This is a genomic window from ANME-2 cluster archaeon (assembly GCA_014237145.1).
GTDB lineage: Archaea > Halobacteriota > Methanosarcinia > Methanosarcinales > Methanocomedenaceae > Methanocomedens_A.
Map to the genome: position 1 here is coordinate 1 of JAAXOC010000052.1, position 18,711 is coordinate 18,711.

General features: G+C 45.7%; 22 protein-coding genes. 10 read left to right on the top strand and 12 right to left on the bottom strand.

Annotation, left to right across the window (positions count from 1 at the left end; all coding sequences use genetic code 11):
• The 5 genes from HF974_06945 to HF974_06965 all read left to right on the top strand — a co-directional run.
• Positions 1 to 1,948: hypothetical protein (locus HF974_06945; GenBank protein MBC2698065.1), on the top strand; the 1,948-nt coding region annotated here is incomplete at its 5' end.
• Positions 1,945 to 2,553, top strand: coding sequence for a sarcinarray family MAST domain-containing protein (locus tag HF974_06950; protein ID MBC2698066.1), 609 nt, complete (start codon positions 1,945 to 1,947; stop codon positions 2,551 to 2,553). The genes HF974_06945 and HF974_06950, both read left to right, overlap by 4 nt.
• Before the next feature lie 89 nt (positions 2,554 to 2,642).
• Positions 2,643 to 3,545, top strand: coding sequence for a hypothetical protein (locus HF974_06955; protein ID MBC2698067.1), 903 nt, complete (start codon positions 2,643 to 2,645; stop codon positions 3,543 to 3,545).
• A 12-nt stretch (positions 3,546 to 3,557) separates the two neighbouring features.
• Positions 3,558 to 4,151: a sarcinarray family MAST domain-containing protein gene (locus HF974_06960; protein ID MBC2698068.1), complete on the top strand. Its 594-nt coding sequence runs from the start codon at positions 3,558 to 3,560 to the stop codon at positions 4,149 to 4,151.
• Between the two features lie 107 nt (positions 4,152 to 4,258).
• The gene (locus tag HF974_06965) at positions 4,259 to 4,441 is read left to right on the top strand and encodes a hypothetical protein (GenBank protein MBC2698069.1); all 183 of its coding nucleotides are present in this window, start codon (positions 4,259 to 4,261) and stop codon (positions 4,439 to 4,441) included.
• A 327-nt stretch (positions 4,442 to 4,768) separates the two neighbouring features.
• On the opposite strand, the gene HF974_06970 is transcribed toward HF974_06965, so the two are convergent.
• Together HF974_06970 and HF974_06975 are read right to left on the bottom strand one after the other, a co-directional pair.
• Positions 4,769 to 4,975 (bottom strand): hypothetical protein, encoded by a 207-nt coding sequence (locus HF974_06970; GenBank protein MBC2698070.1) that lies wholly within the window; start codon positions 4,973 to 4,975, stop codon positions 4,769 to 4,771.
• 633 nt (positions 4,976 to 5,608) lie between these two features.
• Positions 5,609 to 5,815 carry a hypothetical protein gene (locus HF974_06975; protein MBC2698071.1) on the bottom strand — a complete coding sequence of 69 codons (207 nt, stop codon included), beginning with the start codon at positions 5,813 to 5,815 and terminating at the stop codon, positions 5,609 to 5,611.
• Between the two features lie 418 nt (positions 5,816 to 6,233).
• Here HF974_06975 and HF974_06980 point away from each other — a divergent pair, with 418 nt between their 5' ends.
• On the top strand, positions 6,234 to 6,593 hold the full coding sequence (locus HF974_06980) for a hypothetical protein (GenBank protein ID MBC2698072.1): 360 nt from the start codon (positions 6,234 to 6,236) through the stop codon (positions 6,591 to 6,593).
• A gap of 44 nt (positions 6,594 to 6,637) precedes the next feature.
• Here HF974_06980 and HF974_06985 read toward each other — a convergent pair whose 3' ends face one another.
• The 4 genes from HF974_06985 to HF974_07000 all read right to left on the bottom strand — a co-directional run bounded on the left by HF974_06985 (position 6,638) and on the right by HF974_07000 (position 10,835).
• The gene (locus HF974_06985) at positions 6,638 to 8,152 is read right to left on the bottom strand and encodes an AMP phosphorylase (GenBank protein MBC2698073.1); all 1,515 of its coding nucleotides are present in this window, start codon (positions 8,150 to 8,152) and stop codon (positions 6,638 to 6,640) included.
• A gap of 76 nt (positions 8,153 to 8,228) precedes the next feature.
• Positions 8,229 to 8,990: an ABC transporter ATP-binding protein gene (locus HF974_06990; GenBank protein ID MBC2698074.1), complete on the bottom strand. Its 762-nt coding sequence runs from the start codon at positions 8,988 to 8,990 to the stop codon at positions 8,229 to 8,231.
• Positions 8,991 to 9,002: 12 nt separating this feature from the next.
• A complete protein-coding gene (locus HF974_06995) occupies positions 9,003 to 9,782 on the bottom strand; it encodes an ABC transporter permease (protein ID MBC2698075.1) in 780 nt (259 codons plus the stop codon).
• 33 nt (positions 9,783 to 9,815) lie between these two features.
• A complete protein-coding gene (locus HF974_07000) occupies positions 9,816 to 10,835 on the bottom strand; it encodes an ABC transporter substrate-binding protein (protein MBC2698076.1) in 1,020 nt (339 codons plus the stop codon).
• Between the two features lie 175 nt (positions 10,836 to 11,010).
• Between HF974_07000 and HF974_07005 the strand changes: the two genes are divergently transcribed.
• The 3 genes from HF974_07005 (at position 11,011) to HF974_07015 (ending at position 12,780) form a co-directional block, all read left to right on the top strand.
• Positions 11,011 to 11,532 (top strand): transcriptional regulator, encoded by a 522-nt coding sequence (locus tag HF974_07005; protein ID MBC2698077.1) that lies wholly within the window; start codon positions 11,011 to 11,013, stop codon positions 11,530 to 11,532.
• 88 nt (positions 11,533 to 11,620) lie between these two features.
• On the top strand, positions 11,621 to 12,271 hold the full coding sequence (locus tag HF974_07010) for a YkgJ family cysteine cluster protein (protein MBC2698078.1): 651 nt from the start codon (positions 11,621 to 11,623) through the stop codon (positions 12,269 to 12,271).
• Between the two features lie 116 nt (positions 12,272 to 12,387).
• A complete protein-coding gene (locus HF974_07015; GenBank protein MBC2698079.1) occupies positions 12,388 to 12,780 on the top strand; it encodes a DUF1699 family protein in 393 nt (130 codons plus the stop codon).
• A gap of 26 nt (positions 12,781 to 12,806) precedes the next feature.
• Here the strand turns inward: HF974_07015 and HF974_07020 are convergent, their stop codons facing one another.
• The 6 genes from HF974_07020 to HF974_07045 form a co-directional block, all read right to left on the bottom strand.
• On the bottom strand, positions 12,807 to 13,094 hold the full coding sequence (locus HF974_07020; protein ID MBC2698080.1) for a chorismate mutase: 288 nt from the start codon (positions 13,092 to 13,094) through the stop codon (positions 12,807 to 12,809).
• 8 nt (positions 13,095 to 13,102) lie between these two features.
• Positions 13,103 to 13,954 (bottom strand): shikimate kinase, encoded by an 852-nt coding sequence (locus tag HF974_07025; protein MBC2698081.1) that lies wholly within the window; start codon positions 13,952 to 13,954, stop codon positions 13,103 to 13,105.
• A gap of 16 nt (positions 13,955 to 13,970) precedes the next feature.
• Positions 13,971 to 14,132, bottom strand: coding sequence for a hypothetical protein (locus tag HF974_07030; protein ID MBC2698082.1), 162 nt, complete (start codon positions 14,130 to 14,132; stop codon positions 13,971 to 13,973).
• Positions 14,133 to 14,217: 85 nt separating this feature from the next.
• The gene (locus HF974_07035; GenBank protein MBC2698083.1) at positions 14,218 to 15,393 is read right to left on the bottom strand and encodes a ribulose 1,5-bisphosphate carboxylase; all 1,176 of its coding nucleotides are present in this window, start codon (positions 15,391 to 15,393) and stop codon (positions 14,218 to 14,220) included.
• Between the two features lie 166 nt (positions 15,394 to 15,559).
• Entirely contained in the window at positions 15,560 to 16,951 is a 1,392-nt protein-coding gene (gene glmM, locus HF974_07040) for a phosphoglucosamine mutase (protein MBC2698084.1), read from the bottom strand.
• A 44-nt stretch (positions 16,952 to 16,995) separates the two neighbouring features.
• Positions 16,996 to 17,823, bottom strand: a complete 828-nt coding sequence (locus HF974_07045; protein ID MBC2698085.1) for a molybdopterin synthase — start codon at positions 17,821 to 17,823, stop codon at positions 16,996 to 16,998.
• Positions 17,824 to 17,894: 71 nt separating this feature from the next.
• On the opposite strand from HF974_07045, the gene HF974_07050 reads away from it, so the two are divergent.
• The gene (locus tag HF974_07050; protein ID MBC2698086.1) at positions 17,895 to 18,605 is read left to right on the top strand and encodes a nucleotidyltransferase; all 711 of its coding nucleotides are present in this window, start codon (positions 17,895 to 17,897) and stop codon (positions 18,603 to 18,605) included.
• The last annotated feature ends 106 nt before the right edge of the window (positions 18,606 to 18,711 follow it).

Below are 18,711 nucleotides of genomic sequence, written 5' to 3' on the forward strand. Positions count from 1 at the left end.
AGGCAAAAAAGAACTTGACATGGCCGAATTCTTAAGCAGTGCCGAACTGGTCAATGGCAGTTACCAGGTCGATCCCAACGCCGATGCTGCCATGTCCACAGGGGACATCGACAATGCCACAAAAGCATTGGATGCGGCGCTGCACATTGATTATAATGCCACGCCGATCACTGATTTTCTCAACAATGATTCAATGCCTGACGGATCTGCGGTGAGGAGCCAGATACAGGACATCATTCCCCAGGTATATTCAACAACTCTTGCCACTGGAATTGACAGGCAAGTGACAACTGTACTCGGGAACCATGACGGGTATGAGAGTGATCACTCGACAGATAGCTGGGGTGAACCTGATAATATGAGCCAGGTGGGGACTGTTCCGAGGGATGCATATGTTCCTGGAAATCTTTACGGTGAGATCTGGGAGGCTTCATGGACCAGGGAGCATGTATGGCGGCATTATTATAAAGTGGAATATGCATGCGAGAAGACCAGGAAAGTTTCGTGTACTGATTCTGAGGGTAATCCTGATACCTGTACTGAAACATATATGGATACGTGCTACCGTACCGAACATAATGAGATTACGACTATTGATACCAGGGAGGATAGAGTAACTGTTACACTGAAGGCAAAGGAGAATTCAGTGACCTCTATTCCGTTGAATTATGCCGGAACAACCATTTCCACAGGCAATGATATTGAGGACGCATATACTTCGAAGGATGTGGAATATGCAGCCACACATACTGACACCAGTCTAAAAGAAGCATATGACAGCTATAAGAGCGATACCTTTGACCTCAACATTGAGTCAAATGTTAAGAACATGGGTTTGGATGGCGATAATTATGATGCCAGGACTTTTAATGTGATAGCACCGGGCTGGCTGGCAGGAGAGGCACAGGATGCAGTGGATGAGATTACCGGGCAGATACGAAGTGATGTGCACCTGAGCACGGACATTAATTATATGGAGTATCCCAATCCTGCTGATGCCATGCGGGCAACGGCCCTGGACCTGACTGCTAAGATCGAGGCGAACCAGAGCAGGTATGTGGATAAGGCCAGATATTATAGCGGCGGGAAGTATTCCAGTTGCAGTGCTAAAACCATCAGCCAGGTGCGGGAGTGGTATGTGGATGAGGTGCTGCACCAGGTGAATGAGCAGTATAATGGTGCGGCAGGGAACATCAACGAGCAGATTGATGACAAGTTCAACGAATCGGCAAATGATGTGCGGGAAGCTAATAATAACGGTGCCAGTCTGTTAAAGTCTGCACTGTGTTTTCCAATAGGGCTGACCATGAGGGCAGAGCATGTGATGGATGATGGGACGAAGTATGGGATGGATGAACTTCCCTACTGGGATGAGAATGTGACGCTGGGTGTGGATATGGTGCCGGATTACCTCCGGCATGACAAATTCTATGACCCTGAACAGGACACCTGGATAGATGCAGTGGAAATAAATAATAAATATATAGCCGATCCAGCCCAGAATCCATCAAGTGAGACATTCATTCCCCTTTCGCTGCAAAATATCAATGCTTTTGCTGATGTTGCCTTAAATACAATTCCTCTAAAAAATGGCGGACAGCAGGTCTTGCCGCCATCGCCCAGTACAGCCTGGGTAGTAACTACTAATATGTGGAAGATCCGGGTAAAAGGGGAATTCTATCAATTTCAATTATATGATTTTGATAATGAATGTCATCCACACCCAATATTTGGGCATGAAGCACAGATATTTTCAAGAGAAGATTATAGAGATATTCGTGATTCAGCTACTGGATCAGTTGTAGGCAACAATGATCCAATTGAATTTGAATTTACTACCGGAACTTTTATTTTTGTCCCTCCAGGTCCAAAAGGGGTGGGTGATAGACGTGAAGGTGGAACTATTGAAAACTCGATAGGAGCAATAAACGAAGGATGGATAATATGAAATTAGTTAATAAAATAATGTTGTTATTTGTGTTGATTTACTTAACTTGTAATGTTAGTGCTTTTGAAAATGAGTTGGCCAATGGCTCAGTATATTTTAATGACAAAAAATGTACAGTTTATGATGCTGAATTAAAAGTGGGCGAGCCAGCCACTATTAAAGCAGTAGTATACCTTAAAAAAAACGTTGATGTTTCCACAGCCCTTTCAGCTTCAGGTTTTGGTTATAAAAATGTAGATCAACCATTTGAAGTGATTAAAGGTTCAAGTGAATTTACTGATACTGCCAGGGAATTTGATCATAACGCAGGTGAAACAGTTACTTTCGAATGGATTGTGCGGCCAACAGATGAAGCCGCAGGATGGACTATTCCGTTAAATATTGCTTTTACCTTCTATGATCGAGATGAGAAAGAAGGCTATCCATTTAAATTCACAGCAGCCAATATCGTGGTCCATAATGAACACTACTCTGGCCCCACCCCCACCCGCACTGCCGCCGACCCCTCATCCACTGACCAGCCCCCATCACAGGGATCGCCAGGGTTTGGGGCGGCGGGTGCGCTGCTTGGAATTGCGCTTGTGGTGATGGCAAGACGGAGCTGAACCAATAGTGATTTTGGGTGCCCTGCCGATGCTATGCGGCCCGGGTCCGGGTGCACATGCTCTAAACGTGGGTTAAGGCGTGGTGTGCGGTGGATAAGATCACCGGGCAGATACGAAGTGATGTGCACCTGAGCCCGGACATTAATTATATGGAGTATCCCAATCCTGCTGATGCCATGCGGGCAACTGCTATTGACCTTACGAACAAGATCGAGGCGAACCAGAGCAGGTATGTGGATAAGGCAAGGTATCATGATGGTAGTAAGTATTCCAGTTGCAGTGCTAAAACCATCAGCCATGTGCGGGAGTGGTATGTGGATGAGGTGCTGCACCAGGTGGATGAGCAGTATATGGCTGCGGCAGGGAACATCGACGGGCAGATAGATGAGAAATTCAATGAATCGGCAGAGGATGTGCGTGAAGCTAATAATAACGGTGCCAGTCTGTTAAAGTCTGCGCTGTGTTTTCCTATTGGGCTGACCATGAGGGCAGAACATGTGCGAGACAATGGGACGAAGTATGATGTGGATGATATTGCGTACTGGGAGGAGAATGTGACGCTGGGTGTGGATGTGGAGCCGGATTATCTTTTCGAGGATTCTGACGACGGTAAGCAGTTGATTAATCTGGGTGTGCGGAATGTGTGCTTTTTTGGGTCTACTGGTGTGCCTGTGTTGCCGCCGCCCAATTATGTGGTGCAGTTCAATAGCTGGATGATCAATGTGGAGGGGCGGATCGATGGGTTTACAGTTGTGGATGCAGATAATGAGGTACATCCGAACCCGATGTTCGGGCATGAGGCGCAGATTTATACTAGAAAAAGGCAACCAGTATATGACCCTTCAAATTTGTTACCAGTGGGAGATAATTTGCCAATAGAATTTAGTTTCACTACTGGAACGTTCATGATTGTTCCACCAAACAAATTAATTGGAGATCGTGAGGGTGGTATCACAGAAGATTCTGAAGACTATGGAAATATTTTTACTTAAGGATGTGAAATGATGAAAATTAAGATTTTGATATTTACGTTGTTTATATTTGCGAATTTAAATTTAGTTATTGCTGAACCGATTGAAAATGAATATGGAACAGTTAATGCATGGTTTAATGGAAAAGAGGCTACAGTTGAAAATGTTCAATTGAAAACATCTGAACCTATTGAAATAAAAGTAGAAGTAACATCTAAGGTAAAATGTCATGTTGCTACATATTTAGATAATCCTCTTGTTTCTAAGTCATATCAAGTGTTATCTGGTCCAAGTGAAATTGATAAACGCATAGATGCTTTGAATGTAGAACCAGGTTGGACAGAAACTTATACATGGATAATTGCTCCTACAGGTGAATGGACTAATGGAAATGCTCCCATTAATGTTTATGTACAATTTACTAAAGCAGTTGATGATTACGAATCAATAGATTTCACCATCGCCAATCCCTACATCCTCGACGAGCAATACTTAGGCCCCGCCCCCACCCGTACTACTTCTGACCCCTCGTCCACTGACCACCCCCCATCCCAGGGGTCGCCCGGATTCGGGGTGGTGGGTGCGCTGCTTGGGATTGCGCTTGTTGTGATGGCAAGGCGGAACTGAATCAATGGTGGTTCCGGGTACCCTGCCGGTGGCTGCGGCAGGGAACATTCGGCAGATGATGTGGGGAAAGCTAATAAGAACAGTGCCAGTCTGTTAAAGTCTGCAATGTGTTTTCCTGTTGGGCTGAACATGTAAGGCCGGACGGGTCGCATTTCGGGAAGGATGATCTTGCCTACTGGGATGAAAATTTGACGCTGGGTGTGGATATGGTGCCGGATTATCTACAGGATGATAAATTCTATGACCCGAAACAGGACATCTGGATAGATGCAGTGAAAATAGGTGATTAGTATATAGCCGATCCGGCCCAGAACCCATCAAGTGAAACTTTCATTCCACTTTAACTGAATTTTGTTTCGGTTTCAAACATTGCGGCTTTAATTACGGCATTGACAGCTTTTTAAGTGTGAAGACACGACTTAATCGGGCACCAAGTGCTTTCAGTAATTTGTAAATCTAAGGGCTTAGAAGTAAATTTTAGGGATAAGAAGAATTTATGGTTTTAAAGACGTTATGTGGGTTTTGCCAGAGGCTTAATTAGAAAGCTTAAGCTAATATCCGGTAATATGAAAAAAATAGAAAGCTAATATCCAATATGGAAGTAATTCCTATTAAGATCAGAGTTCACGCACAATATGGATATTAGCAAAAGGGATATAATGTTTTTTACCTGCATTATCCCCTTCAAGCGGGAAGAATACCAGGTATAGATCTTCATGTTTTACTTCAACGATCTTGGCTGATGTGGTCCAGCTGTCAAATATCGTGTTCCCTTTATCATCGATATAACGCTTGGTTTCAATTATATATTTCCTTTCAGACATGGTAATTTTTTCACTCCATTTAATTTGGATTTACAATAATTAGATACAACGCATTGTATAATTAAAGTTGCTAGTTGGTAATGAATATGACTCTCACTTTCCGCATGTAGATTTTGAAAACAAATTTGTTCATTAGATATTGAATGGTATCGATTGATTGTGGTTTTCTAAATTTTTGGACAAATGGTTCGAAAAGATGTATGTTTTTCTTCTGCCGAACTTGGGAAATCAGTATCAAGGGAATTTGGATCTGTTATCAGGGAAAGAAAAGATTAAGGAGAAAATGAAGGTTGCAAGCAAATGAAACTTTTGGATTTCAAGTCAAACGTTGCGATGGCACACCCAACCGCAGCAGAGCTGCGGGGCATGACGTGCCATCGCTTTGTAGTTTCGTTTTCATGCAAAAAACCACATGTTACCGAATTTTATAAACACAGTGGCATGCATGTTTTAACTCGGTCATATATGTTAATAAGTACTTCAGGTTAGAAGTTGTTACTAGGTTTGTCCCAACCGCAGCAGAGCTGCGGGGTATAACGATTGAGATAAAAAAACTACAATGCGACGGCATATCGTGACCTACAGTTCTGTTATAGTTGGGTGTGCCGTCGCAACGTTTGACTTTATCAAAGATTAGAGTTCACGTACAATATGGATATTACTGAATGGGATATTATGTTTTTTACCTGCACAGTCCCCTTCAAGCGGGAAGAATACCAAGTATTGTTCTTCATGTTTTACTTCAATGACCGTGGCTGATGCAGTCCAGCTGTCAAAGGTCGTATTTCCATCACCGCCGATATAACGCCTAGATTCTATTAGATATTTTCTTTCAGACATAGTATTATTTCACTCCATATAATTTGGATATTCAATAATTATAGACAACGTAATAGACAATAAAAGTTACCATGATAAACAGTATCATCGAATAACTTACCAACTTTCTTTAGGTTCATTTATCTTATTCGTTATACCCCACAGTTCTGCAGGCTGTCCGACAATTACTGGCAGTAATAATTTTATTCCTTCTTTTTTGATTTAAATGTCTAATTTTGTTTCTTTTTCTTGAAATTTTGAATTATCAGACATTCTGCTCTGCTGTGGGGAGCTTAATTTGTATGTAGGATAGAGGGGGCTATCTCATATGGACATATTGTTCGGAGATACTGGATAAAAATGCATGATTTTATATATTGTGTAAAACTATTGAATTTGTATAATATACATAGACAAATATTTCTATGGAGGTACCAGCGTGGAAGAAAAGCTTGACATATCCAGGATAGGTAACATAATTGAGCTGGATTCTTATAAGATTGACGAAACGCTCCAGAACGGTAACAGCACATTAGTCTCACCTTTGTTCTACAACAAAGGCGTTTACAGAGTAAGAAACAGCCAGAAAAAACAACTGGAAGATTTTGCTATAAACGTGGATAAGATAGAGGCGGCCACTTACCAGGGCCTTGTGGAAGAGTTCGGGAAGGAATGTGTGGACACCCACCTATGGGATGATGTCCCGGAAGGTTCGGTCATATTTTTTTATTCATTCAAACTGGAGACAACCCTGGTTGACCAGCATTCAAAGAGAATGACAGAATATATGGAAGCCTGATCCCATCTCTATATGGAAATTTGATCATATCCATGGAAGCCGGATTATATTTCACTGTGACCCAGTACGGTTTCCAGCAACATCCCTTCCACTATAATAGGCAGGTTTTTTTTTGCACTGTTGACAGCATTGGTAAGCTTCCATTCCTTTTCGGCATGGATCGTTAGTATGGGCTCGTCTTTCTCAACAGTCTCACCCTTCTTTTTATGGATCAGGACCCCTGCCCCTTTATCATTGGGCGCACCGGCCAGCCTGGCGATCTCAACAATGCGTTTATTATGGAACTCTACTACATATCCGTTGGTCGGGGCTACTATCTGTGCCGTTTTGTCCCCGATAGGAATATCACTTACAGTAACATCAGGGTTCCCGCCCTGTATCTCTATGATCTCGCGCAATTTTGCAAGTGCTTTACCTGACCTCAGGATCTCATAGGCCATGTTCCGACCCTCCCCCTTACCGGTGGCACCGCCCATCTCAAGCAACAGACCTGCAAGACCCACGCTTTTCTGGATAAGGCTGTTTGGACCCTGCATAGTTTCCAGCACTTTAAGGGCCTCCACTACCTCCAGTCCGGGGCCGACTGTCCTGCCTACAGGCGATGCACCATAGGTCATTGCACATTCAACCTGCATTCCCAGCCTGGCTCCAAGGTCGATAAGACCCCTGGCCATGGCCCTGCCCTCTTCCACATTCAATATCTTGGTTCCGGTCCCGGTAGGAATATCTATGACAACACAATCGGCACCAACAGCACCTTTTTTGGCCATGATACTAGCCAGCAACTGGCAGCTCGGGTCCAGCGACAGCGGGTATTCCACCCTGATCAGTTTATCATCAGCAGGCGCTATATTTGTGGCACCGCCCCAGACAATAACACCACCTACTTTCTCTGTCATGGATTTGATCTCATCTGCCGGGAATTCTACAGGGGCAAGTATTTCCATCAGGTCAGCAGTACCTCCTGCACCTGTAATAGCCCGGCTACTGGTCTTGGGTATCAGTAGACCGGCAGCTGCTACTATGGGTACAATAAGCAGTGATATCTTGTTCCCTGGTACACCCCCGATACTGTGCTTGTCCATGATCGGATGGGTATCAAACTCGATCTTCTCACCAGTAGTAATCATTGCCCTGGTCAGCCATTCGGTCTCCTGGGCAGGCAGGCAGTTCATGTGGGTTGCTGTTATGAATGCAGCCAGCTCAACATCGCTAAGATTCTCTTTTACGATGTCGTCAACCAGCTCGTAGATTTCTTCACGGCTGATCTTTTGGGCATTCATTATTTTCTTAATAGTTCTGACTGATGCAGGTTTTGTGGCAGGTGTGATATCAATGGTACCAGTCCCGCCGATGTGTTCCATAACCTCATGATATGCCCCCATAGTACCCTGGCTGATCATATCATCCGTAGTATCGACAATGGCAGTGAGGTACCCGTGGTCCTTGAGCCTGACCCTGTCCCCTGCCATTACTCCCAGTTCCCTTGCGTCCTGGTTGTTTAATACCACCTTGTGTTTGCCTACATTAATGTCAATTGATTGGACTGATAATTCCATGAAGTCACCATTTTAATAATTTAGTAATTTAAAATTTAATAAATTAATAATGAAAACATTACTATCCTGGGATATATTAGTCTATTGCAGCCTGTATTTCTGCGCCCAGTGTAGCTAATAAATGTTCCCGGACCGCATTTGCCTCAAAACTGGTCCTTTCTCTTGGTCTGGGCAGGTCGATACTGATCACTTCCTTTATCCTGCCGGGCCTGGCCGTGAACACAACCACCTTGTCTGCAAGGAATACGGCCTCATCCACACTGTGGGTAATGAACAGCACGGTTTTTTTCTTCTTCTCCCATATATTTAACAATTCATGCTGCAATCTGTTCCTGGTCTGGGCATCAACTGCTCCGAAAGGTTCGTCCATTAACAGTACTTTAGGGTCGTTCACTATTGCACGGGCAATGGCCACACGCTGTTTCATGCCGCCGCTCAGTTCATGGGGATAACTGTCAACAAACTTTGACAACCCAACATGTTCCAGACAGTTTCTTGCGATCTTTTCCCTTTCACTTTTCGGGACTTTTTTCAATTCGAGACTGAAGGTAACATTCTTAAGTACCGTCCTCCACGGGAACAATGAATATTCCTGGAATACCATACCCCTGTCGGGCCCGGGTCCTGTTATGGGCTCATTGTTCACGGTCAATGTCCCGCTGTCAGGTTTCTCAAGTCCTGCCGTAATCCTTAATAGTGTGGTCTTCCCGCATCCGGACGGACCAATGAAGCAGACGAATTCCTTATCAGCCACATCAAGGTTTATATCTGATAGTGCAACGACCTCGTCGCCTTCCTCGGTATGGTATGTTTTATTGAGGTTTTTTATTGAAAGCATAGCATAATCCTTCTATACAACAACCCCTGTCTGCCATTTCAGCCACCATTCCTGTACGATATACCTGAAAAGCCTGTCAATCACCAATGCGATCAGGCCAAGCACAAGCATATATGTCAGCACTATGTCCATATGGTGCAGATCGTTCCAGAACCATATCTTCCAGCCAAGGCCGTATTTACTTACGGCAAACAGTTCTGCTGCCACTACACACATCCAGCCCACTCCCATGCCCACACGAACACCAGTTGCAATCGCAGGCAGGGCCGCAGGCAGGGCGATCCTGAAGATCAGGTCCCTGTTTTTAATACAACCCAGTACCTTTCCCGATTCCACCAGGACCCTTGGTGTGTTCCTGAATCCTGTGTAGGTGTTCACAAGTATGGGGAACACCGCTCCCACAAAGATAACAAATCCTGCGGCATATTTTGTAAGCCCGAACCACATGATGGCGAAAGTTATCCATGCCAGTGGCGGGATGGGGCGTATTATCTCGATGATCGGGTCAACTGCCTTATCAAAGGTCTTGAACCATCCCATCATGATACCTAAGGGGATACCGACTGCAATGGCTGCTCCCATCCCGATGGCAAAATAGTTTAGGCTGGTAATTGTATCCCTGTATAGTTCGCCCTCACTGACAAGTTCTAAAAAAGCAGCACCTACTTCTGAAAAACTGGGCAGGATATATTTTTTATTGATGATCCTTGCAGTGATCTCCCATATAATGATAGCAGATGCTACGGATGTAATTTCAAGTATCCGTCTCCTTATATCCATGGATTGTACCATGCACCTAAAAAAGGGGTTAATGGATGAAGAGCTTTACTCTTCATCCATCTCAGCTATTATCTTATTGTAGAAACTCAGGTCGAACAGGTCATCCTGTGTCAGCAGTTTGTCCGTATATCCCAGGTCATACTGCACTTTGGCATATTCCAGTGCGGTAGCCAGTTCAATGTTAGGATCACTAACCCACTCTCCGTCCCAGTCCTGTATGGATTTGCTTGAGATATTATAAGGCACTCCGATATCATCTGAGAATATTTGGGCAGCTTCATCAGGATTATCTATAATATATCGGGTGGCTTTGATATGAGTCCTTATGATCTGCTCAACAATGACAGGGTGCTCATCGATCAGTTCCTGGGTGACAAGTACCACACAGCATGCATGATCGGGCCACATCTCACCGGATTGTACTACTACTCTGGCATACCCTTCTGACTCAATAACAGTGGGATTGGGGTGGGGCAGGAATACGGCATCCACATTACCTGAAGCCAGTGCAGTTATGGCAGGTGCACCGCCCATACCTAGAATGGTCACATCCTCCTTCGGGTCGATATCATTATCCAAAAGCCATTTCCTGAGCACTGTATCCTGCAGGGTACCGGGCGGGAAGGTAGCTATCTTGAGACCTATAAGGTCCTGTGGAGACTCATAAGGCAGGTCGTTTGCCAGCACCAGGTCTGAACCCTGTGTCTGTGCCCCGGCTACGATCTTTGCTTCAAGTCCCTGGTCTATTGCGGACAGCGGCGGAGTGGACCCCACATAAGCCACATCGATCTCACCTGCAAGCATGGCCAGCATTTCAGGGGCACCGGTCGCGAACAGTTTATCCTCGGTGGATGTAATGCCATAGGGTGCCAGGTCTTCCAGCCACCAGCCATTGGCATCTGCGGCCATGTATGCGATCTGGTGAGTACTGGGCTGGTACCCGAACCTAAGTTCGGTCAATCCGGTCGGTTCATCTTCATCTTCCTGGGGGGCCGTACATCCTGATACAAGGATTATTCCGGTTATTAGAATTGCGGCTAATATTTTCAATGGTTGTATTATCATTTCCAAACCTCTGTAACTTGATTCTATTATTCTTTAATGTAAAATCATGAATGGTATATATATAACCATTTCCAATTATCGGCTGTTTTGTGCACAGAAGTATTAAATAAATTGGTAATTTATACTATTGTGTTAATAAACGCTTGAACGTAACTGGAAATAAATAGGTGAAGCAATGATCGCAGCAGAAAAAGTTATTAAAGCAGCATTTGAATCAGACGAGATGTTCCAGGAAACTTTATCCAGGGTAATAAAGGATGACCTGAGAATGACTGCTGCAGAATTCAGTAAAGTTTCGGGAATACCTGCCAGTACGCTCTATAAGATACTATCGGGCCACAGGGATTCCAACATGAAGACTGTAAGGGAGATCGTGAAAACCATAAAGAAACTGGAAGGTGCTGAACATAGTGAATTTATTGCCGTTATTGCGGCCAGGCCGGTACTTGATGGCATCATTGAGAAAAAGATGCAGATAGACAGCCGGCTGATAACCATCCGCGAATATTCGGCCACGACTATGGAAGAGGCGATCGTGGCAGCCATAAGGGCAGAACAGGACGGGGCCACGGCACTGGTATGTGCCCCCATCGTAAGTCCAACAGTTGAAAAAGTGCTCACCATACCGGTTGCTACAATAATGCCAAGAGATAGCTTGATCGCTGCCATCGAGCTGGCCGCTAAAAAGATCAGGTAAACAGTTTTATTCCACGTTTTGAATTGATACCAGGATATCCTGATAGTCCTGCGCTTTATTGGTAAACCCTCTGTATTGGGATAAGATCATGCGATTCAATATATTGGATGCTGTCAGTGACCTGAAAGTCAAAAAATCCATGGCAGACAAGCTAAGTATTAATGAAATGGCCAAGCAGGTTGTTTCAATAGGTTTTGAATGTATGAGGTGTGGTGAATGCTGCCGTGCCAGGTCTGGTGATAACACAGTTATCCTGTTCCCAGATGAGATACAGATGATAGTGGACACCCATGGAATGACCCCGGACGAGGTTTGTGAACCATCAATACCTCAGTTCACTGACGACAGAGGCACCCTCCATTGTTTTGAATGGGTGCTTAACAGGCACAGCAGTGGAGATTGTATATTTATTCAGGCTGACAATACCTGCATGTTATATCAGCAAAGACCATGGATATGCAGCACATACCCGTTCTTCCTGGCATTTACCAATGAGGCTATAAAACCCGATATAAAGGTATCAGAATGCCGGGGTGTAGGACATCCTATTAAAAAAGAGGATGCCATTAGGCTTGCCGAACTGCTTAAGGGTAGGCTTCTGGCGGAGATCACTGAAGAGACCAGGTTATTAGAAAACCTTAAAGGATTTGAGGATTGGGAACCCATCAGGGATTATTCCAGGCAGGGATATTCTATTGCCGTGCATGACAGCCGTGGTATTACTTATATTACTGATTAATAACATCACGGAAACAAATTTAATAATCAACATTTAATAATTTAATAAAATATTATATTTGTTCTGAAGTGTAAAGGCTTAAATATTATAAAGATGTTTAGTAATTTGTGAATTAAATGAAAATTAGAGTAGTAAGTTCTAAGGATGAAATTGATACGCTGAACAAAAATGAAGAGATGATACATCTCACATTCAGGCCGTCAAATAAGGATATAATGATCCTGGCAAACATGTGCCCAAAACTAAAGGCGATACATGTTGCCAGTTCATTCATGAAAACCATTTCAGACTCTACCAGGATGTTCTTGAAAATGCAAAATGTTGCTTTACTGGAAGGGGATGTATGGGGACATAGAAAAGATATCAACGAGTATTATGAGATAAACCCTGCATTTTTTGAGAAAGTAAAAGCGGCAAGATCTGAAGGATTATCTGACGAACAGATCATTGATAAGTTCGAACGTGAAAGTCGGCTGGACAGGGACTTGATAAAATTCCTGATAAAATAGCTGCGACCAATAATTGTTGCGGTTTTTTATGGTAGGTTGCCTTCTCCACTAAGCTCATGCTGGCGCTCAATACTCATCTTAATAAGTATTCCAAAGATTTTTTTAACCTCACCTGAATCAAGGCCACATTCGGTGGCGATATTTGCAACCCTTTCCATGACTGCCTGATTCTGGTTCTCATCATTGATAGGAAGATCTTCATGTTTCTTTGCTTCAAGTACATCCTTTGCCAGGTTAGTCCTGTTCCCTATTAACCTGATAATCTCTATGTCGATGTTTTCAATCTCTATTCTAATTTCGGAAAGTTTTTTCATAGGGACCACTACCTTTGTATCTTTGCACCACTATTATTTATCTTTGTCCTTATAACCTTTCCATCCAGTGCCGACCAGGCATCTGCCAGTTCGCCAGCCTGTTCCCCGTTCGCCAATGCAGTATATGCAGGACCGGTGCCTGACAGACTCACACCTTCAATGCCTGTTTCCAGTGCCATCATCATGGGTTCAGGGTCAAATCCCAGTGCACTGCAGTACAAGAAACCGTTTAAGGTCATAGCCTTTCTATATTCGCCCTTGATGCAGAGTTCGTATGCCATATCCACCCAGGGAGCGATCAGCCTTGAGCGCCCTACATCTGTCTGTGAGCTGTATGCCTGTGTCCGGGGTACATAGATCATTACTTCAGAATCCAGTTCTTCCGTTAATATCAAGGTTGACGACCTGTTGTCTGTGACCACAACACCGCCCAGCATCGATGCTGCTGCATCATCAAAAGCACCGGTAATGGTGACCCCTGCATCCTTTGCAGCCTGTACACCGATAAGGGCGGCATCTATGGGTTCCATACTTTCATCGATGGCATCCAGGGCTGATAGTACCGCAGCATTGGCAGCTGCACTGCTGCTTTTGAGGCCCGACGCAATAGGTATCTCGCTTGAAGTTGTTACTGTGGCACCGCCCTGGTAACCAAAACGCTCAAACACCAGTTCGACGCATCTTTCGATAAGTCCGGGGTTACCTCCTTCTTTAATGATCCCGGTGATCTTATCATCATCATTTAGCCGGACTTTTGCATTTGTCTTTAAGTCTATTCCGAAGGCTGAACCTTTCCAGGTAGCTATGGCATTAATTATCGTACCTGCGCCTGGGGCACTGGCATATCCTGTCATGGTCATTAATATTAAGACATTCTTAAATGCAGCCGTTGCCTTCTATGCTCGTGTATTTTTCATAGACAGGACAATTGATGTAGTTATCATCGCTGGAGCAATACATTTCCAGTTCATCAGCCTTTGGTTTATGGAATTTTGGGTCCAGTTTACACCAGACACCTGATATATAGGGGCATGTCAAATAGTTCACCTCAACATGAATTGGTAATTATATTCTTGTTATGAAATGACATGGTTATAAAATGATGTGATATAATATATAAATATCAGCCCCATTTTTTAATCGCCTTTTCAAGTTCAGGGTGGTTTTTGGCATATTCGCTAATAGACGTTCCTTCCACCCATGCATCCACTGCCTGGCGCATGGCTCTGGCACCGGAGGTAGTACCTTCCGGGTGTCCGTGTACGCCGCCGCCTGCCTGTACAATACAGTCCGTACCGTAGCCGTCCAGGTTTGGTGCCACGTTCAAAGGGCTCAAGCCGCCCGAGGCAACCGGAAATACACCTTTAAGACCTGACCACTCACCCCTGAGGGCATCCCGGCAGCGGTCGTTCTCTGTAGTATCAATATCCATCTTACCATGGTAGCTTCCGGTATGAAGATTGGTACCGCCTGCCATCCTGACCAGCTTTGATATTACCAGCATGGAAATTCCGTGCTTCTTGTTACGGGTAATGGCACCGTGCATGGTCCTGTGCACATGGATCGGTACATCAATATTGGCAGACAGTTCCTGCAATGCATCAAATCCTGATGTCAGCACGTCCACCATGACCATATTGGCACCCAGTTCCACTGCCTTTTGTGCCCGGTCCACTATCTGCGCTGCCCCTGTGGTCACGTTGACTGCATAGAACACTTTCTGCCCAGTCTGGTTTTCTGCTTTGTCGAGCATATCCATGACCTTTGCCAGCCTTTCCTCCAGTGGACAGAACTGCTGGTTTGTCAGGGTCTCATCATCCTTTATCAGGTCAAGACCGCCCATTGCAGCGTTATATGCCACCTGTGCCGTTTGCTTTGGGTCCAGGCCAACCTTTGGTTTTATGATCGTACCTACCAGGGGACGGTCATGCACGCCCAGGATGTTGCGGGCTTCCTTGATACCATAACGCGGCCCTGAATGTGCCTTTAGCAGTTCGTCTGGAAATTCCACATCAACAAGCCTGATATTCTTTAATGCACCCAGGCCGAACAAGTTACCTGCAATGACAGAGAGGTACTGTGGTATATTGCCGGGTTCGAACAGTTCCACAGGGAATCCGATCTCCACTGTGGTACCTTCAGCTTTCAGTACCCTTCCATCCAGCCGGTGTGCAGGGTCACCTTCCTTTAAGGTGCTGACCTCTGTCCACGTGCCAGTCGACTGCTCGGCTGCAATGGCACCTGCTGCTTCTTTAATGGGCAGGTCTGTTTCAACATAATATTTTGTTACTACATCCATATTGTTACTCCTCCTCTTACCGTACTTTCCGGGCGGCCTCTTCCACAAGGTCGGTACCATATTCTATGAGTTCCATACCCTTTTCTACAGTCCTGTACCATATTCTATGAGTTCCATACCCTTTTCTACAGTCCTGTACCATATTCTATGAGTTCCATACCCTTTTCTACAGTTCTGTACTATATTCCACGAGTTTTATACCATATTCTACCAGTTCGGCTGTGCGTCCGGCTGTGCTGGATTCTGCATATACCCTGACCAGCGGTTCAGTTCCGCTGGGCCTGATCAGTATCCAGCCATCCTGATACCATAATTTGAGTCCGTCCGTGCGGTCCACTTTGACATCTCCGACACCCTCTACATCTCCGGCACTTCCAATACCCTTATGCAGGTCCCGGGTCAATAGCATTTCAACTACCTGTTTCGGGTCCTTTACATGTATCTTTTTCTTTGTATTGTGGTATTCGGGGATTCCCTGTTTAAGTTCTGAAAGCTTCCTGCCTGATGCAAGTATCTCAAGCATCCTGGCTGCGGTCATTGCACCGTCCCGGCAGTACTGGAATTCCGGGAAGATAAGGCCGCCGTTGCCCTCACCACCGAATACCGCACCCGTCTCTATCATCTTACGGGCCACGTCTATGCTGCCGACCGCTGTCCACAGGAGTTCGCAACCCATTGATTCAGTCACGTCCCGCACCTTCAGCGAAGAACTTACAGGGGTGACCACGCTGCCTTTTTTCTCTTCGAGCATATACCCGGCCATTATTGCCAGCAGGTCTTCCTCGTCAAGGAACTCACCCTTTTCATCCACGAATGCCACCCTGTCTGCATCACCGTCATGGGCCACGCCAAGGTCGGCTCCGGCGGCTTTTACAGTACTCATAAGGTCACCCAGTTCCTCTCTTGTGGGTTCGGGTGCCCTGCCGGGAAATGTGCCGTCTGGCTGGGCATTCAGGGTTATAACCTTACACCCCAGTTCCCTTAACAGAATGGGCGTCACTCCGCATCCTGCCCCGCAGCCAGGGTCCACTACCACTGTCAAACCTGCTGTGCTAATGGCACCGGCATCCACCTTTGAAATGATCGCGTTCATGTATGTCCTGGGGATTGTCTGGTCAATGGAAAACCCGCCAGTCTCATTCCACTGTGCAGCATGGAACTCACCGGCATAGTATATCTGCTCCACTTCTGCTTCGCCTTTTCTTGAAAACTCGGTACCGTCACCTGCCACTATCTTCAGGCCGTTGTATTCCCTTGGATTGTGGGATGCAGTTATCATTATACCCGCATCTGCGTTATCACGTACATAATACTGCAGCGCAGGTGTGGGCAGTATATCTATATCCACCACTTCCAAGCCCGTGGACAGCAGTCCCGCTATTGCAGCTGACTTAAGCATGTTCCCTGAGATGCGGGTATCCCTGCCCACTGCCACCCTGCTGCCAAGGCTGTGCCTGTGCATATATGTACCCAGGCTCTGTCCCAGGTCCAGGGCCATATCGGGTGTCATTTCAGAATTTGCTATCCCTCTTACTCCATTGGTACCAAATAATGTCATATTTTTTCACATCTCCATAAAGGTATTTAAGATTAAAAATCTTTTTATGAGTGGTCCTGCACCCAGAACTCGCCTGTGGTTGTGTATTCCTTTTTCCAGATGGGAACCTCTGCCTTCACCCGCTCTATGGCATCTGACAGGGCCTGGAAGAGCTGCTGCCTGTGCGAGGCTGCAACTACGATATATACGATATCCTGCCCTGCTTCTATCCTGCCCACGCGGTGATGTATCCTGACATCCAGGATGCCTTCACATGCTTTCAGGTCGTTTTCGATGAGGCTGATCTTATTGCCAGTTGCCTCTTCGTAGGATTCGAATTCCAGGCTTTTTGTTTCCACGTCCCCTGTCTTTTCCCTTACAATTCCTGTAAAACTTCCGATTGCTCCTGCTTCTGCGATCCTGGAGTTCTGCCGCACTTTTGTTATGAGGGAGTCCAGGGTATGGTATTCAAGCTGCTGATCTATAATGTCTAGCAGGTTTGTAAGTACTTCATCTGCCAGGTCAAAGGCACTATACAGCCTTGCCACCTCATCCGGCAATTCCAGGTCTCCCAGTACGATCTTTGGCAGGCGGCTGTCCTTGAACCCCTCGACCACTGCATAGTCCATGCCGCTGTTGGCCAGTTCATCAAGGGCATTCCCAAGGTCGGTTCCAGGGATGAATTTTGCTGTGCCTGACTGGGTTACACCCAGTACTGCCCTGGCACCGGCATCCATGTGCCGTCGTGTATCTGTGCCACTGGGGTTCAGGTCATGACCAGGCATATGTTTTACCGTCCCAACACTGCCACGTTTGGCCAGTTCCCGTACAAGTTGTTCAACCAGGGTGGTCTTGCCGGATTTTTTGTAACCTGTCACTGAGATGATTTTCATGCCTGTATTATTGGGGCTTTACATTTTAGACTTTGTGTTTTATAAGGATTGGAAGCAATCCTGGGTATTGAATGCGCCGTAAGACCGCAACCATGGGACATCTAAGAACTGTCACTTATGAGGAAGGGCAGTGGGAACTGCTGGAAGATCTCAGGCAAATGGCGGCCGGTGTGATGTATTCCCTGCAGAATGCGGGATTTGAAAGCTTTGTATACGGCAGTCTTGCCAGGGGTGATGTGTCACAAGGCAGCGATATCGATATCATTATTCCGGGGGTTGTCAGGTCGTTCATGGTGGAACTGGCGCTGGATGAACATGGCATCACTGGCAGGAAGCTGGTACAGGCCACGCCGGGTGGGCTTGCCAAGGCCCATATCTACCTGCCAGGAAATACTATGGTCACGTTCCCGCTGGTTGAGCCCACTGTTAGGGAACTGGATTTTTATGCTTTTGGTGGACAACTGGGGCCGGATGGGCTGGAAGATGTGGTCAATAATCGTGTTCCTGGTGTGGATAAACAACTGATGTTGATTGAACCGATGCCGGAGGGGCATGTTGAAACGCCCCTGTCAGACCTGCCGCCTGGTTCGGTAGCCAGGAAGATGGGGGTGGGACAGGATATTGTTGAGGAGAGGATCAGGGTATTGAACAGGCGGGCGAAGGTAGGTGTTACTGGGGTGTATCTTGACAGGCTGCTGGGGCCGGATGAGGGGTTTGAGGCTGTGCTTGAGGAGATCGCGGCAAGGGATTCGCTGGTTAGGCGAAGGGTGAGGAGGAGATGAGGAAGGGGTTGGGCTAGGGGGTGTTTTGTGGTTTTTTCTACAGAGGGGATGGCGAATACTAAGGCATAGATTAGATAAAAAAATAAATTCGATGGTTTTATTTCAA